Genomic DNA, 16,101 nt, shown 5'->3' on the forward strand with positions numbered 1-16,101 from the left:
GCGGGTGAGGGGCGCGGGAGAGGGCATCCGGGGTTTGCATGCCACCGCTGCGCGAAACGATCCCCAACCCTAAAGTCCGCCGCCGAATCTGCCGTTACCACCCTCATCCACCGCCACGGTCGCGACTGCATCGCGCGGCCATGGCGACCAACAGAATCCGGGGCTAGTGCATGTCTCTCTTCAATATCGGCCTGTCCGGCCTGAACACGGCACAGAACGCGCTGACGACCATCGGCCATAACGTCAGCAACGCGGCGACCGCCGGCTATACGCGCCAGAACACCATCATCGCGTCGTCGGGCGGCCAGTACACCAGCCAGGGCTTCTTCGGCCAGGGCTCGACCACCACCACGGTGATGCGGGTCTACGACGAATTCCTGACCGGCCAGCTGCGCGCCGCGGAAACGTCGAGCGCGCACCTGTCGACGTACTCGGAACAGATCAAGCAGATCGACAGCCTGCTGGCCGACCAGAAGGGCGGCATCGCGCCGCTGATGCAGAAATTCTTCGCCGCGGTGCAAGGCGTGGCGGACAAGCCGGGCGACACCGCCGTCCGCCAGAACATGCTGAACGCCGCCCAGTCGCTGGCAGGCCAGCTGCGTTCCGCGGCCTCGTACTTCCAGAACCAGCAGGAAGGCATCAACAGCGAGATCCAGAGCTCGGTCGCCCAAGTGAACGCCTTCACCAAGGAGATCGCCTCGCTGAACAGCGAGATCGCCAAGGCCACCGCCGCCAGCGGCGGCCAGCCGCCCAACGATCTGCTGGACCAGCGCGACGAAATGGTCGCGCAGCTGAACAAGATCGTCGGCGTCAAGGTGGTCGCGCAGGACGGCGGCAGCTACAACGTGTTCGTCGGCAACGGCCAGCCGCTGGTCGTCGGCGCCAGCTCCTACGACCTGAAGGCCGTGCAGTCGGCGGCCGACCCGTCGCGGATGGGCATCGCCTATACGCTGCCGGACGGCACCGCGATCGAGATGGATGACGCGCTGTTCAGCGGCGGCAGCATCGGCGGCCTGATGCAGTTCCGCAGCGAGACGCTCGATGCCGCGCAGAACGCGATCGGCCGCCTGTCGCTGGCGATCGGCCAGACCTTCAACGCGCAGCACCGCCTGGGCATGGACCTGAAGGGCCAGATTGGCGGCGACATGTTCGCGATGGGCTCGCCGACGGTGATCGGCAACAGCCGCAACAACGGCACCGGCACGGTGGCGGCCACGGTGGCCGACGCCACCGCGCTGACCACCAGCGACTACACGGTGACCTACGACGGCACCAGCTACAGCCTGGTGCGGATGTCCGACAACGAAGTGGTCGCCACCGGCGCCGGCCCGACCTTCACGGCCGACGGCCTGAGCATCACGGTCGGCGGCACGATGGCCGCCGGCGACAGCTTCCAGATCCAGCCGACCCGCAATGTCGCCGGTTCGTTCGACTTGGCCATCACCGACCCGGCCAAGGTCGCGGCCGCCTCGCCGGTGCTGGCGGAAAGCGGTGCCTCGAATATCGGCAGCGGTACCGCCAAGGTCAGCAACGTGGCCCAGGGCTTCAGCGTGCCGGCCTCTAAGATCGTCGCGACCTTCAATGGCACGGAGTACACCTTCGCCGATGCGAATGGCCCGCTGTTGCCTCCGCCCAGCCCGGTCTTCAATGGTACTGCTCAGGAATACACCATCAATGGCGTGACAGTCAGCTTCGACGGCGCCCCCCGTGCCGGCGATACCTTCACGATCGGCTCCAACGTCGGCGGCTCGTCCGACAACGGCAATGCGCTGGTGCTGGCCAAGCTGCAGACCACCAAGACCATCAATGGTGTGTCCAGCTTCAACGACGCCTATGCCCAGCTGGTCAACGACATCGGCAGCCGTACCAAGTCGATCGATATCGCGTCGACCTCGCAGAACAGCATCACGACCCAGGTGCGTACCGCCCAGCAGTCGGTCTCCGGCGTCAACATGGACGAGGAAACCGTCAACCTGCTGCGCTTCCAGCAGCTCTATCAGGCCAGCGCGCAGGTGATCCAGACCGCCTCGTCGCTGTTCGACGCCATCATCAATATCCGCTGACGGGCCGCCCGCCTACCGAGACCAGGAAACCATCATGCGTGTCGCCACTTCCACGTTCTACCAGCTTGGCCTGTCCGCGATGAACGGCCAGCAGTCCTCGCTGCTGCACGTGCAGCAGCAGCTCGGCACCGGCCGCCGCGTGCTGAACCCGTCCGACGATCCGATCGCCGCCACGCGCGCACTCGGTGTATCGCAGTCCATCGGCGTCAACGAGCAATACGCCACCTCGCGTACCCAGGCCAACATCAGCCTGGCGCTCGAGGAAAAGACGCTGCAGAGCGTGATCACCACGATCCAGAACGTGCAGACGCTGATCGTCAACGGCGGCAACGGCACTATCAGCAACGCCGACCGCGCCTCGATCGCGTCCGAACTGCAGAGCAACTACGAGCAGCTGCTGGGCCTGGCCAACGCCGACGATGGCAACGGCCAGTACCTGTTTGCCGGCTTCAAGTCGGGCACCCCGCCGTTCGCGGCCAATGGCGGCACCGTGCAATACGTCGGCGACACCGGCTCGCAACTGCTGCAGGTGGACGTCGCCCGCCAGATGGCCGCCGGCGACAACGGCCGCGATGTATTCCTCAGCGTCACCGGCTCGGCGGACTACGTGATGACCGAAGGCGGCGGCAACACCGGCACGGCCCTCTACGGCGCGCTGTCTGTCACCGACCCGACCAACCCGCTGTACGGCCACGAATTCTCGATCGATTTCACCGTCGACGGCGCCGGCAATACCAGCTACACCGTCACCGACAACAGCGCCGTACCGCCCACGGCCATCGTGCCGTCCACGCCGTATGTCGCCGGCGACGCGATTCAGTTCGGCGGCGTGTCGTTTACCGTCAAGGGCGCGCCAGCCAACGGCGACTCGATGACGCTGGCCCCGGCCAAGCAGGCGGGCACCGACATCTTCGCGAACATCAAGGCGGCGATCGACGCGCTGAAGCAGCCGGTGACCACCGAAGCCGATCGCGCGCGGCTGGACAATGCGCTGGCAACCGCCAACCGCAAGATGTCGAACTCGCTCGACAACGTGCTGACGGTGCGCGCGTCGGTCGGCTCGCGGATGCAGGAACTCGATGCGCTCGACACCATCGGCGCCAACCGCGACCTGAACTACGAGCAGACGCTGTCGGGCCTGCAGGATCTGGACTACGCGTCGGCGATCGCCGAGTACTACCAGCGCCAGACCGCGCTGCAGGCGGCACAGCAGTCGTTCATGCAGATTCAGGGGATGAATCTGTTCAACTATCTGCGGTAAGCCTGGATAAGGCGGACAAGGCTGCCGACCTGCACCCCGGACCAGGGTGGGAGCCGGCGGCGTACCACCGGTCTCCACCCGAACATCTCGACTGCCTCAGCCTTCCGCCGCCACGCGCGATCATCGCGTCGAACGCCTCATTCGCGTCGTCACGGAAAACGTCTCGGCGGGATGGATCGTGACAGAGACTTCGAACGTGTCGCCCGCCTCGTCAAGGTAGCGGCGCACGACTTTCAGCACCGACGACCCGATTTCGATGCCGAGCGCGCGGGCCACGCGTTTGTCGGTCAGCGTCGAGGCACGTACGCTTTGTTCGATCTCGGCGATCTGCCGGCCGTGGCGCGACTCGATCAGCGAGCTGACGAGCACGTCCGGCGTATCTCGCACGATGGCGCCGATGTCCTCGTAGGCGGTATCGATATAGATGTCGGTCCACGCGATCGGCGTGGCGGCCGCATCGTCGTTCCATCGCACGCTTGAAATGCGCAGCCATTTCGTTGCCGGCGTGCCCCCCAACGCAGCAGCCACTTCGGCAGGCGCGACGGTCGTCTCCACGGCCTGCACCACGCGCCGATGCTGCTCCCCGAACTGCATCAGATCTTCGACCGACGCCAGCGTCGGCTTGAACACCGCCTTTGGCTCGGCGGCTTCGACACGTGTACCGACGTTCTTTCGGCGCGACACCAGCCCGAGGTCCTGCAGTTCCTGCAATACAGCGCGGATCGTGTAGCGGCTGGCGTGGAACTGCTCGCACAACTCGAACTCGGTGGGCAACAGCGCTCCGACCGGATAGCGGCCGCCCTTGATGCCATCCAACAGTTCGCGAGTGATCTCTGATGCGGTTCGTCTGCTCATTTCGCCATTGTCCCCGACTCAACGGAGCGCGATTCAAGGGTTAACACCAATTTCCCGGCATATGTTCGAACATATTTAATGCTGATATGTTCGAACATATCGAACGACCAGCCAATTGCCAGAAGGTCGCTCCATGCCCAACTCCAGCATCCCCGCCGCCAGTACCGTCGTCGATTCCGCGCTGTTCCGCGATGCTTTTGGAACCAGGAAGATGCGACAGATCTTCTCCGACGGTGCACTGGTACAGCGCTACATCGACGTCGAGGTTGCCCTTGCCAGGGCCGAAGCCCGCGTTGGCGTGATTCCGGCCGAAGCGGCCGAGACGATCGCACGCGAAGCGCGTATCGAGCGCATCGACTTCGATCACATGCGCGAGGAAACCGATATTGTCGGCTATCCCATCCTGCCGCTGGTGCACCAGCTGGTGCAGATCTGCGGGAATGCGGGACGGTACGTTCACTGGGGAGCCACCACGCAGGACATCATGGACACGGCGGTGGCTCTGCAGGTGCGCGACGCGCTGGACAGTATCGATGCCGACATTCGCGAACTGCGGGGCATCCTGGCCGATCTCGCCAAGGCGCATCGCGATACCCCGATGGCCGGCCGCACGCACCTGCAGCAAGCGCTACCCGTGACCTTCGGCTACAAGGTCGCGATCTGGCTGGCGATGTTCGACCGGCACCAGCAGCGCCTGGCCCAGCTACGCCCCAGGGTTGCGGTGGTGCAATTCGCCGGCGCCGCCGGCACGCTGGCATCGCTGGGCGACAAGGGCTTCCAGGTGCAGCGCGAGCTGGCCGAGGAGTTGGGCCTCGGGGTACCCGCGACGACCTGGCATGTCGCGCGCGACGGCCTTGCCGAAGCCGTCAATCTGCTCGCGCTGGTCACTGGCTCGCTCGGCAAGATCGCGTTGGACATCATGATCATGGCGTCCACCGAGTTTGCGGAAGTCTACGAGCCCTTCGTCAAGGGGCGCGGGGCGAGCAGCACGATGCCGCAGAAGCGCAATCCCATTTCCAGCGAGCTGATGCTGGCGGCATCGAAGGCGGTGCGTCAGCACGCCGGTTTGATGGTCGATGCGCTGGTGCAGGACTTCGAGCGCGCCACGGGGCCATGGCACGCGGAGTGGATCGCGATTCCCGAGAGCTTCATCCTGACGTCCGGCGCGCTGCACCAGGCAAAGTTCGCGCTCGGCGGACTGATCGTCGATGCGCCACGCATGGCTCACAACCTCGGCATCTCCAAGGGCCTGATCGTGGCCGAAGCCGTGATGATGCGGATGGCCCCGCATATCGGTCGCCAACAAGCGCATGACGTCGTCTACGACGCCTGCCGCACCGTCAACGAAGCCGGCGGCACGCTGGCCGAAGCCCTGCTCGCCTTGCCCGCTGTCACGCAGCACTTCGACCGTGCGGCGATCGAGCAGATGGTCGATCCCGCCAACTACCTCGGACTCGCGCCGCAGATGGTGGACCGCGCCGTCGCTCTATCGGCGGAAATCCCCTGAGCCAGCGCCGCCAGTACGGGACCGAGGCCGGTCAACGCGCATCGATCGCATCGAACGATTCAAGCGCATCCATTGCGGCGGCGGGCCGAAGCAGTCCGATCGCTGCAGCCTACCAAGGAGACAAATCATGAAAGCCATCCCAACCGTCGTGCGCGCCTCGATGACGATCGCCGCGCTGCTTGCCGCGGCGTCGGTACACGCGCAGAACTGGCCGACCCGGCCGATTACCTGGATCGTGCCCTTCGCCGCCGGCGGCCCCACCGACGCGCTGGCACGCACCATTGCCGACCGCGTGTCGCGCGAAGTCGGCCAGTCGATCATCATCGAAAACACGCCTGGCGCAGGCGGCACGATCGGGGCAGGGAAGGCAGCTCGCGCGCCCGCGGACGGCTACACGATGCTGGTGGGGCATATGGGCTATATGGGCGCCGCGCCGGCGCTCTACAAGAAGCTGCCCTACGACCCGGTCAAGGACTTTGCCCCGGTCTTCCGCTTTCCGGATACGCCAATGGTCTTGATGGTGCGCAAGGACCATCCCGCCAAGGATGTAAGGGCGCTGGTCGACTATGGCAAACAGAATCCGGGCAAGCTATTCATCAGCAATGCCGGCATGGGCTCGACCTCGCACTTGATCGCGGCGATGTTCGCCTCGTCCGCCGGCATCAAGGTCTCGCTGGTGCCGTACAAGGGTGCGGGTCCGGCGCTGATCGATGTCATCGGCGGGCAGGTCGATGGCATGTTCGACCAGACCAACACCGCGTTGCCGCAAATCACCGAGGCCAAGGTCAGGCCGCTGGCCGTCACGTCGGCCAGGCGGGTGGCACAGCTCAAGGACGTGCCGACGCTTGCCGAGACGGTCGCTCCCGCCTTCGAAGCGGCAACCTGGTATGGCATCTATGCGCCCAAGGGCACGGCACCGGCGGCAGTGGAAAAGATGCAGCAGGCCTATTTGAAAGTGATGAAGGACAAGGCGTTCACCGACCGGCTGTCGGCGCAGGCGATCCAGATGCTGCGCGAGGACCAGTACACGGCCAGCGCGCTGGGAAAGCACACCGAAGCGGAAGTCGCCCGCTGGAAGGTGCTGGCGGCCAAGGCCAATATCTCGCTGGACTGAGCGCGATGACGGCGACCCGCACCGAATACGACGCCTTCGGCCCGGTCGACATCCCGGCCGACCGCTACTGGGGCGCGCAGACCCAGCGTGCCCTGGCCGTCTTCGACATTGGCAGCGAGCGCTTCCCGCCCTGTCTGATCCGCGCGTTCGGCCTGCACAAGATGGCGGCGGCCACGGCCAATCTGCAGTGCGGCGCGCTGGATGCCGGCATTGCGGCCGCCATCATCGAGGCGAGCGCAGAGGTGTGGCACGGCGCCTTCGACGACCATTTTCCATTGACGGTCTGGCAGACGGGATCCGGTACGCAGACCAATATGAATGCGAACGAGGTCATCGCCAATCGCGCGAACGAGCGGCTAGGCCAACCGTTGGGGACCAAGCGGCCCGTTCATCCGAACGATCACGTCAATCGCTCGCAATCATCCAACGACAGCTTTCCGACGGTGATGCACCTTGGTGCGGTGCTGGAATTGCAAGGCACGCTGCTACCGGCACTGACGGCACTACGAGACAGTCTGCAGGCCCGCGCCAGGGACTTCGCCGATATCCTCAAGCTGGCCCGCACGCATCTGATGGATGCCGTGCCGACGACGCTGGGCCGCAGCTTCGAAGGCTTCGCCGCGCAGATGGATCACGCGGTGGCACGCATCGAATCGACGATGCCGCGGCTGCTGATGTTGCCGCAGGGCGGCACCGCCGCAGGGACCGGACTGAACGCGCCGGGCGGATTTGCGCAGGCATTCTGCGACGAGGCGAGCCGCCTGACCGGTCAGCCGTTTCGTACCAATCCATGCAAGGTCGAAGGCATGGCTGCTCACGACGCGCTGCTGGAGCTGTCTGGCGCGCTGAACGTCATCGCGGCATCGTTCATCAAGATCGCCAACGATCTGCGCTGGATGAGCTCGGGGCCGAACTGCGGCATCGGCGAAATCGTCATGCCGGAGGACGGGTTGACATCGTCGATCATGCCGGGCAAACGCAACCCGACGATCGCCGAGGTCATGGTGCAGGCTGGCATGCAGGTGGCCGGCAATCACGTGACCGTCACCATGGCAGCCGCCAGCGGCAATTTCGAGCTGAACGTCGCCAAGCCGGTGTTGATCCATAACGTGCTCCAGTCCATTCGACTGCTCGCAGACAGCGCGCGTACGCTGGCACAGCGGGTGATTCCGGGACTGGAGCCGAATCACACGACCATGGCGCGACAGCTCGAGAGTCCGCTTCTGGCGGCCACCGCGCTCAATCCAGTGATCGGCTACGACCAGGCAGCACGGATCGTGCGCCACGCCATGGCAATGGGAATGTCGCCACGTCAGGCGGCGGTCGACCTGGGGGTGCTCGGCGGCGAGGAGTACGACCGGCTCGTGAACCTCGAGAAGATGGGGCGTGGAGTCGCATAGTCCTTGCCCCATGCAGCGGTGAACGGTCCCGCGCCCTTTTGGCTGGAAGGCAAGCAAGCTTTGCCGTTGACCTGCCACTCGATCCGAAGCGATCAATGACGCGGCGGATTCGGATCGCTTCCTGCGGGGTTTCGCGTCTCCTGTACCTTCTGCTCGCCTACCGGCGCATTGCTGACCGGCGAGACCAGCGAGGACGGATCTATTGCGCCAGAGCCCGTCGGCGCCGTACTTCCCTGCGCCTGCGTCGCCGGGGCTTCCGATACACCGACCCTGCGGTCATCGTCACCACCGCACGCCGACACCGCAAGGGCTGCCAGCGCTGCGGCGAACGCTACGCCGGCGCAGCGGTTCATCGAATCCTGTTTCACCTTGCACCTCCTGATTCTCGGCAATCGCTGCATGGTGCGGCACGCTCGGCAGTGCGGCCCGGCCCTGCCTTCGTAGGGGCAGTCTTGTCGCAAATCGACGCGACGGAGAAGACGAAAGCTGTAACAGATCGTTACGCGTCTTCTCATTTGGAGCGCCCGAACTACCGTCTGCAATATGCGGCCCGCATGTCGATGTTCTGCCTTTGGTGATCATGCCAAGGAGGCAACAGATGGGTGCTCGAATTGCAGTGATATCGCTCGTCGGTGCGACTTTGCTGGCCGCACATCCCGCTCCGGCGCAAGCGCCTTCCACCGATGCACAGATCAACGCGATCGTGCAATCGATCCTCAACCAGATGACGCAAGCCGAGAAGCTCGACTACGTCAGCGGCACCGGCGCATGGGACGTCAAGCCGCTGCCTCGGCTGGGCGTGCCGCAGATCCGCGCGACGGACGGCGGCCTTGGCGTGCGGTTGAGCGATCCGCAAGGTGTCGCCTATCCGGCCGGCCCTGCGCTCGCATCGACATTCAGCGTCGATCGCGCCAAGCAGATGGGCGTCGGTCTCGGCCTGGACACGCGCAATCACGGGTTCCAGCAGGTGACCGGCCCTGGCCTGAACATGTATCGCACGCCTTTCGCCGGCCGCGCGTTCGAGTACCTGTCCGGTGAGGATCCCTTTCTCGGCGCGGTGCTGGGAGCCGCGCAGGTCAATGCGATCCAGTCGCAAGGCGTGTGGGCCGACGCGAAGCACTATCTCGCCAACGAGCAGGAGGTCAACCGCTTCAACCTGATGGAGACCATCAGCGAGCGCGCACTGCGCGAAATTTACATGGTGCCGTTCGAATCGGCTGTAAAGAACGCCAATGTCGCGGTGATCATGTGCGGATTCAATGGGCTCAATGGCGCCGATCCCGTTTGCGAGAGCGAGCATGCGATTCAGCGGGTGCTGAAGAACGAATGGGGATTCAAGGGCATCGTCGAGACCGACTATGCGACGCTGAAACATGGCCAGGCCGCGGCAGTGGCGGGCGTGGATATCGAACGGCCGTCAGCGCTGCATTTCACGCCAGCGGCGCTCAGTGCGATGCTGGCGAACGGCTCGCTGACCCAAGCCCAGCTCGACGACAAGGTGCGCCGGATTCTCGGACGCGTCGTGGCCTACGGGTTTATCGGCAGCGTGCCGCCAGCGACCGGCGAATCGCATCCGCCGTTCTCCGAGCGCGCCGCGCTGGACGTGGCGCGAGAGGGCATCGTGCTGCTGAAGAACGGCGGGCAACTGCTGCCGTTGCAGCGCGGCTCGGTGCGCAATATCGCTGTAATTGGGCGGCTGGCCACCGACGTGCCGCCGACCGGCTTCGGCAGCGCCTATGTCAGGGCATCACGCTTCATCAGCGAGATCGACGGCTTGCGGCAGATCGCGGGCCCGGGCACGAATATCGTGCTGCTCGACGCGCTGACGCTGGACCCGGCCCGCTCCGCCTGGACGACGCCGAATGGCCAGCCGGGGGCGCAGGCGCAGTACTTCGCCAATGCCACCTGGAGCGGTGCGCCGGTGTTGTCGCGCGTGGAGCCGGTGATCAACCTCGATACGTCGGGCAATGCGCCGCCGGGAAGTGCCTATACCACGCGCTACGGCAGCGACGGCTCGGCGCCACCGTCGTCGGTACGCTGGACGACCACGATCCGGCCCACGATCACCGGGCCCCATGTGTTCAAGGCCAGGGCCGATGGCGCGGTCCGTCTCTACGTCAACGGCCAGCTGATCATGGACAACGGCGAGGGGACGCCGCTTCCCAACAACGTGATTCCGCCTACCGTGCCACTGAGCGCGCGCATGCATCTGCAGGCGGGGCAGACCTATACTGTGCAGTTCGACTACTCGCGCCGCCCCGGTTATATCCCGGTGTTCGGCGGCTTCCTCGGCGCCCAATTGAGCTGGGCCTCGCTGCAGGCGCCGGCGGATCTGCGCAACTACGATGCGGTGGTGGTCGCTGCCGGCAACAGCGCGGAGTACGAGGGAGAAGGATTCGATCATCCCTTCACGCTGCCGGAATTCCAGGACGAGCTGATCGCCAACCTGTCGCGCGCGAACCCGCGCACGATTGCCGTGCTGCACGGTGGCACCGGACTCGACATGCGCAACTGGATCGATCAAGTAGGCGCGGTCCTGCACGCGTGGTATCCCGGCTCGAACGGCGGGCAGGCGCTGGCCGAGATCCTGTTCGGCGACGTCAATCCTTCCGGCAAGCTGCCCATCACGATCGAGCGGAACATCGCGGACAACCCGACCTATCCGAACTACCCGCAGTTCTCGCACGATCCCAACATCCGCGCGATGACCTACACCGAGGACATCTTCGTCGGCTATCGGGGATTCGAACGCAGCAACGTGGCACCGCTGTTCCCGTTCGGGTTCGGGCTCTCCTATACGACCTTTACCTACTCGTCGCTGAGCGTGTCGCCAGGGTTTGCCGCGGGGCAGGGCCGGATCGCCGTGTCCTTCGATATCACCAATTCGGGCCAGATGGCGGGTGCCGAAGCGGCACAGGTCTACGTGAGCCAGCGCGGATCCGCGGTGCCCAGACCGGTCAAGGAGCTCAAGGGTTTCACCAAGGTCTTCCTGCAACCGGGGCAAACGCAGCGGGTCACGGTGTACCTGGACCAGCGCTCGCTGTCGTATTTCGACCCGGCCCGCAATGCGTGGGTATCGGAAGCCGGCGCGGTCGATGTCCTGGTCGGCGCTTCGTCGCAGGACATCCGGCTGCGCGGCCAGCTGTTCAATATCCTGCCCTCGGTGGTGACGCCGCGCGCCAGCAATCCGCTGCCGGACCCGACGCTGGTGCAATTGGGGCCGGTGCATCCTTGATGCCGGCCGGATGGTCGCCTGACGCCCGGCCGGCGGGAAGGCCGCCAGCGACGTGAATCCGAACGCAGCGCCGCGTGGCCGGTTCGGCCACGCGTGCGGGCGGCCGGCGCGAGCCTTACGGGCCGAGCGTTCGGACTGCGGAGCCGACGCCCGCCATGAACGGTGCGTCAAGGCGGTGGTCCAGGTCAGAACAGCAGGATGCCCCCCAACGCGCCGCCGCGCTGCCTCGCCGACAGCCCGTCGAACGACTTCGAGCGCGTCTCGCCGATCTCGGCGACCAACGTGATGCTCTTGGTCAGGCTGTAATACAGGCCCGCGGTGAGATTGGCGTTGGATTTGAGTCCGGTCCCTGGGTTGTCGCGATTGCGGCTCTGGCCATAGCCCAGACCGAGCTTGATTCGATCCGTTGCCTTGTACGTGCCCTGCACAAGATAAGCGGAGGTCCGCACATCGCCCTGGTCCGCATCCGACAGAATGCCCAGGCCCTTGCCGGTCTGGTAGTTCGCCAGCAGGCCAAAGCGCCCGACGTTGACGGAGCCGCCGACTTCCACTGCCGCCATGTTCAGCGAATTTCCAGCGGTGTCCTCCATGCGCTGCGACTTGCCGCCCAGCCACAGCTTGTACTGGTCGGTGCCGAAATTGACGCGGCCCTGGAACTGCGGCGTGTTCTTCGCCGTGTAGTCGGGTACGCCGATCACCGGCTGCTGATCGACCGGGCTCATCACTGCCACATCGACGGACAAGCCACTGAACGACGGGGTGGTGTAGACGAACTGGCCGTAGGTGCCGACATAGGCGTAGCCCGCGCCAATATGACCGAGCGACACGCGACCGCGCTGCGTGGCGCGGGTTGCGGCACCGACACCGAGCAGCGTCATGTCGTTGATGATCGCGTTGTAGCCATACAACCCATAGTCGCGGCCGAGCTTGACCGTGCCCATGCTGCTGTTGCCGAACGTCAGGTAGGCCTGGCGCACGTCCACCACGTTGTTCTGCGAGATGGCGTCGCCGGTCGCGGCTGCCGCCCCGATACCGATCAGCGCGGCCACATCGTATTCGTCCTGACGCGACTTCGCGCCGACCGACAGATAGCTGGGCAGCAGGCCATTGCCGATCACCGTGCTGTTGTCCTTGCCACCGCAAGCGAGCGCGCGGCTGCCAAGCGCGAGGCCGCCGATGTTGTCGCCCGAGCACGAGTTCGTCGTATAGAAGGCATTGATATTGCCGCCCACCGTCAGCGTCCAGTCGCCGGCCTGGAACTCCGCGGCGCCTGCATGGCTCGTGCAGGCCAGCGCGGCGAGGACACAGGCGCGGCGGATGGATTGTCGGGGCGGTTTCGGTGTTGCGTGCTGCTTCTGCATGGATGTCTCCTCTTGTGTTGTTGATCTGATGCAGCCGGTTTGCCGGCCGGGCGCATTGCGCAAGCGGCGTGCCGGAGCAGTTGAAGAAGAGGAGCGGATCGAAGGGCTGTGGCGCGGTGAGGCACCGATGCGCACGCTTGACGCAGCGGTGTCGATCGATGCGGCAAAACGAAACAGGACGCTCGGCATGGGCGTCCCGAGGCGCCGCATTCAATGATCGGCCGATGCGCCGTACGAGGACAGTTGTTGCGGAATCGCTCACCGATGCGCCGGCATGCGGGATCGGCCGTTCGCGATGTGCCTTGTGTCATTTCCGCTCACTGCGTGCAGCAATGCGACAGGCCGGAACAGTGATACCAATCGGCCAATCGGGTTACAGTGCTCGAATAGTCCAGCGGAGGCGGAAATGACAGTCACCCGGCGTTCTTCGGGCTTGGTGGTGGTGCGTCGGACGCGAGCGCAATGGCGCTGCCTCGTCCTGCGTGCGTACGGCAATTGGGATCTTCCGAAGGGAACGCCGGAGCCCGGCGAAGAGCCGTTGCAGACCGCATTGCGCGAGACTGCCGAAGAGACGGGTTTGTCCGCGCTGACGATGCCTTGGGGCGATGACTATCGCGAAACCGAGCCATACGCCAAAGGCAAGGTCGCGCGCTTTTATATCGCCTTGTCCGACGAAGGGACGGTCAGCCTTCCGGTCAGCGCCGAGCTGGGCCGGCCGGAGCATCATGCATTCCGCTGGGTGTCGTTTGCCGCGGCACTCGAACTGCTGCCGCCGCGCTTTGGGCCGATTCTTCGGTGGGCGCAGAGCGTTGTGGCGGCAAGCGCAGAGGAACACCGACCGTAACCCAATATCTGGCATGACGGCAGTTCTGCGACAGGATGTCGCACGCACGATTGGTTGACTCGGTCATTTCGGGGCCGAAATGCCATCTCGTTTTCGTACCGATCCGGTCGATCGCATCGCTGCCAGCGTAGTCCCCTTATTCCCGATCAGGCCGGTCGCGATCACCAATTCGTTTTACCTGATTGCGGTGATATCCTTTCGATCGTTTCGATATTGGTCAATTCGTCTGGAGTCGTGAGTATGAACCGCCATTCTCGATTGCCCCATTGATTCTGGCGTCTATCAGGCATCCGCCAACTTCGAGACTCGTTCGAATAGTTCGCTGCCAAACGGACCGATCTTTGGCAGCGCATGGATGCAAAAGGGAACCTATGCTTCAGGAGCAAATAGACAGCGCCCAGCAAAGAGACCAAAGCCGCCGAAGCGCGACTGCGAAAATCGCCACGATATTGGGGGCGATTTTTTCCCTCATTGCAGCGGTGGTGATTGTCGCCGGCGGGAAGGACTGGCACATGGAGGAGACGACGATTCTCAACGGCTGGCTAGTACCCGGCACCCTGGCCCTGGCGTGTACCGCTGTCGCGTTCGTCATCACCAGGTGGAAGCTGGGGCCGCGTGGTTCTGCAAAGACGGTTCTGATTGCGATCTGCCTGTGGCTGCTGTGTGCGCTGTTTGCGTTCCGTTACCCGGTCTCCTTCTCGGTTTTGCATTCGAATACCCAGGAGGGTGAACGGATCGAAACAGATTATCGATTTGACCTCAGCTATCCCTCGGAGCCCATAAGGGCGATCCATTCCGATAAGGAAGGGGCTCCGGGCCTGTGGGGCAGCCGGACGGCGTATAGGCTGATGTCAATGCGCAGCGATGGCGCCAGGTGCTGGCGAAGCGAATACGGATGCCAGTACTTCGATTGCGAGGTTGCGAAAGTGTGGTGGTTCGCCGGTGCAGGGTACCGGAGAGAATGGCGAGAAGAGTGGAGTCCGGTGCCAAGGAGTCTCGACGAGAATTGCACGCCTGCTGGCCCCGCGCACATGGAGCAGTACAACGAGGAGGGCTTCCGGTTCGAGTGATCCGCCATGTCGTTGCTGCACGCGATTTTCTTCATCCTTGCCATTCTCATCTTGCCACCCCTGGGCGGCGGAGTTGTCCATCAGATCGGCAGGCTGATGGTTGCATGCTGGCGACGTGCACGAGCCCCGCGCGCAAGATCCGGTCAATACCGCCATGCGCTGGCTGCGGAACAACTGCAAGGCACCCGATTCACTGCCGTCTGGCGATGGGTGACGATCGCGGTGATCGTCGCCTTGGTGGTGGCGGTGATTGTGCTATTCCCGAAGGAATCGCAGCTGCAGCGCAACCTGACGGCACTGGTCGGCTACTCCGCTACCCGCGTCTCCGTGCGGCTGACGCATGACACGCCGGCGGACCGTGCGGCGGTGATGACGGCGCTGGAGCCGGTGCTGCGCGATGGTGGGCGAAAGTTCGTCTACCGCTCCGGCAGGCGCCGGACCGGCAGCTATTCGAATCGCGCCGTGATGCCCGCAAGATATCGGTTCGATGCCGCGACGTTGGAGATCGTCATGGGAGGAATCTTGCCCAACGATCGCCTGGCTCCGATGCACGCCGCGCTGACTGCGGTTGCGGCCCACCGGTCGCTCGATGCCCTCGAAGAGCGGTCTGCCGCAACGCTGCGGATCGGCGGGCAGATTTACTCACTGACCGTACTGCCGCGCACGGCCCGGCTCAGTGGTCTGGCGTACTTCGATCCGGAATGGGCAATGGACGAAAACGCGTGTCATCTGCGCATCCACGCCGAGATGCCGCCACAGGCTTCGGAGGCGTTCTTTTCCACGAGGGTCCACGACGGGTCTCCCGATCTCGTCAGCTTGAAGATCGGCGAAGAGCCCGGCGCGACGTTCTCGGTTATCCGCATGATCACCACGCCGACATGGATCCGACGACCACACGCGCGTTCGGTCGTTCTGGCGCTCGTTCCCGAGTCGTTCGACGCACGGTCGCAATCCTGCGCGCTCGATTTCATGTCCTTCATCGATTCGCGGCTGGTGTCCGCTGCAGCGTTGAATGCGATGCCCGGCCTGCAGGGTCGCATCGCCGCGGTACAGATGCCGCGGCATCGGATGTTCTGGCCCTGGTTCAATGGAAAGTTCGAACGATTCGACGAGGACGAGCGAGGTGTCGCTGGCGGTAAGGCATGCACGTACGAGGATCACGCACTGCTGCGAGCCGAGATCCAGTCGATCAAGGCTGGTTGCCAGAACAATCTGACGTCGGACGCCTGTGCCGCCGCGGAGGCTCGTCGCACGCAATTTGCCGCGCACCTGTCGCAGTGCTTGACGCGAATACGGGAAGACGGGGAACCCAGTCGCAATTGAAGCCGAATCGGTGCAGATAACCAATGACAGCCGATGTCGCTCCATACCTGGAACCTCTCGCACCCCGA

The 16,101-nt window shown here is 64.5% G+C and carries 12 protein-coding genes; 9 read left to right on the top strand and 3 right to left on the bottom strand.

Translation table 11 applies throughout. The features are described 5' to 3' along the window. Positions 1 to 170 precede the first annotated feature (170 nt). Both flgK and flgL read left to right on the top strand, forming a co-directional pair. The gene (gene flgK / locus FOB47_RS01925) at positions 171 to 2,063 is read left to right on the top strand and encodes a flagellar hook-associated protein FlgK (protein ID WP_053824390.1); all 1,893 of its coding nucleotides are present in this window, start codon (positions 171 to 173) and stop codon (positions 2,061 to 2,063) included. A 34-nt stretch (positions 2,064 to 2,097) separates the two neighbouring features. Next, positions 2,098 to 3,324: a flagellar hook-associated protein FlgL gene (gene flgL / locus FOB47_RS01930; protein WP_053824389.1), complete on the top strand. Its 1,227-nt coding sequence runs from the start codon at positions 2,098 to 2,100 to the stop codon at positions 3,322 to 3,324. Between the two features lie 120 nt (positions 3,325 to 3,444). Here the strand turns inward: flgL and FOB47_RS01935 are convergent, their stop codons facing one another. Beyond that, positions 3,445 to 4,179, bottom strand: a complete 735-nt coding sequence (locus FOB47_RS01935; protein WP_053824388.1) for a GntR family transcriptional regulator — start codon at positions 4,177 to 4,179, stop codon at positions 3,445 to 3,447. A gap of 133 nt (positions 4,180 to 4,312) precedes the next feature. On the opposite strand from FOB47_RS01935, the gene pcaB reads away from it, so the two are divergent. The 3 genes from pcaB to FOB47_RS01950 all read left to right on the top strand — a co-directional run bounded on the left by pcaB (position 4,313) and on the right by FOB47_RS01950 (position 8,200). Further along, complete coding sequence (gene pcaB, locus FOB47_RS01940; RefSeq protein ID WP_174779781.1) at positions 4,313 to 5,686, top strand: 3-carboxy-cis,cis-muconate cycloisomerase; 1,374 nt, start codon at positions 4,313 to 4,315, stop codon at positions 5,684 to 5,686. A gap of 127 nt (positions 5,687 to 5,813) precedes the next feature. Beyond that, a complete protein-coding gene (locus tag FOB47_RS01945; RefSeq protein WP_174779782.1) occupies positions 5,814 to 6,800 on the top strand; it encodes a tripartite tricarboxylate transporter substrate-binding protein in 987 nt (328 codons plus the stop codon). Between the two features lie 5 nt (positions 6,801 to 6,805). Then, positions 6,806 to 8,200: a class II fumarate hydratase gene (locus FOB47_RS01950; protein ID WP_174779783.1), complete on the top strand. Its 1,395-nt coding sequence runs from the start codon at positions 6,806 to 6,808 to the stop codon at positions 8,198 to 8,200. Between the two features lie 92 nt (positions 8,201 to 8,292). Here FOB47_RS01950 and FOB47_RS01955 read toward each other — a convergent pair whose 3' ends face one another. Further along, positions 8,293 to 8,568 carry a hypothetical protein gene (locus tag FOB47_RS01955; RefSeq protein WP_174779784.1) on the bottom strand — a complete coding sequence of 92 codons (276 nt, stop codon included), beginning with the start codon at positions 8,566 to 8,568 and terminating at the stop codon, positions 8,293 to 8,295. A gap of 248 nt (positions 8,569 to 8,816) precedes the next feature. Between FOB47_RS01955 and FOB47_RS01960 the strand changes: the two genes are divergently transcribed. Continuing rightward, positions 8,817 to 11,435, top strand: coding sequence for a beta-glucosidase (locus tag FOB47_RS01960; protein WP_244959252.1), 2,619 nt, complete (start codon positions 8,817 to 8,819; stop codon positions 11,433 to 11,435). 185 nt (positions 11,436 to 11,620) lie between these two features. Here FOB47_RS01960 and FOB47_RS01965 read toward each other — a convergent pair whose 3' ends face one another. Continuing rightward, positions 11,621 to 13,006 (bottom strand): porin, encoded by a 1,386-nt coding sequence (locus FOB47_RS01965; protein ID WP_244959253.1) that lies wholly within the window; start codon positions 13,004 to 13,006, stop codon positions 11,621 to 11,623. Between the two features lie 196 nt (positions 13,007 to 13,202). On the opposite strand from FOB47_RS01965, the gene FOB47_RS01970 reads away from it, so the two are divergent. The 3 genes from FOB47_RS01970 to FOB47_RS01980 all read left to right on the top strand — a co-directional run bounded on the left by FOB47_RS01970 (position 13,203) and on the right by FOB47_RS01980 (position 16,033). Next, positions 13,203 to 13,640, top strand: a complete 438-nt coding sequence (locus FOB47_RS01970) for an NUDIX domain-containing protein (protein WP_053824382.1) — start codon at positions 13,203 to 13,205, stop codon at positions 13,638 to 13,640. A gap of 371 nt (positions 13,641 to 14,011) precedes the next feature. Further along, positions 14,012 to 14,710: a hypothetical protein gene (locus tag FOB47_RS01975; protein ID WP_174779786.1), complete on the top strand. Its 699-nt coding sequence runs from the start codon at positions 14,012 to 14,014 to the stop codon at positions 14,708 to 14,710. A gap of 6 nt (positions 14,711 to 14,716) precedes the next feature. Continuing rightward, positions 14,717 to 16,033, top strand: coding sequence for a hypothetical protein (locus FOB47_RS01980; RefSeq protein ID WP_174779787.1), 1,317 nt, complete (start codon positions 14,717 to 14,719; stop codon positions 16,031 to 16,033). The last annotated feature ends 68 nt before the right edge of the window (positions 16,034 to 16,101 follow it).

Source organism: Cupriavidus gilardii, from assembly GCF_013347325.1.
GTDB lineage: Bacteria > Pseudomonadota > Gammaproteobacteria > Burkholderiales > Burkholderiaceae > Cupriavidus > Cupriavidus gilardii.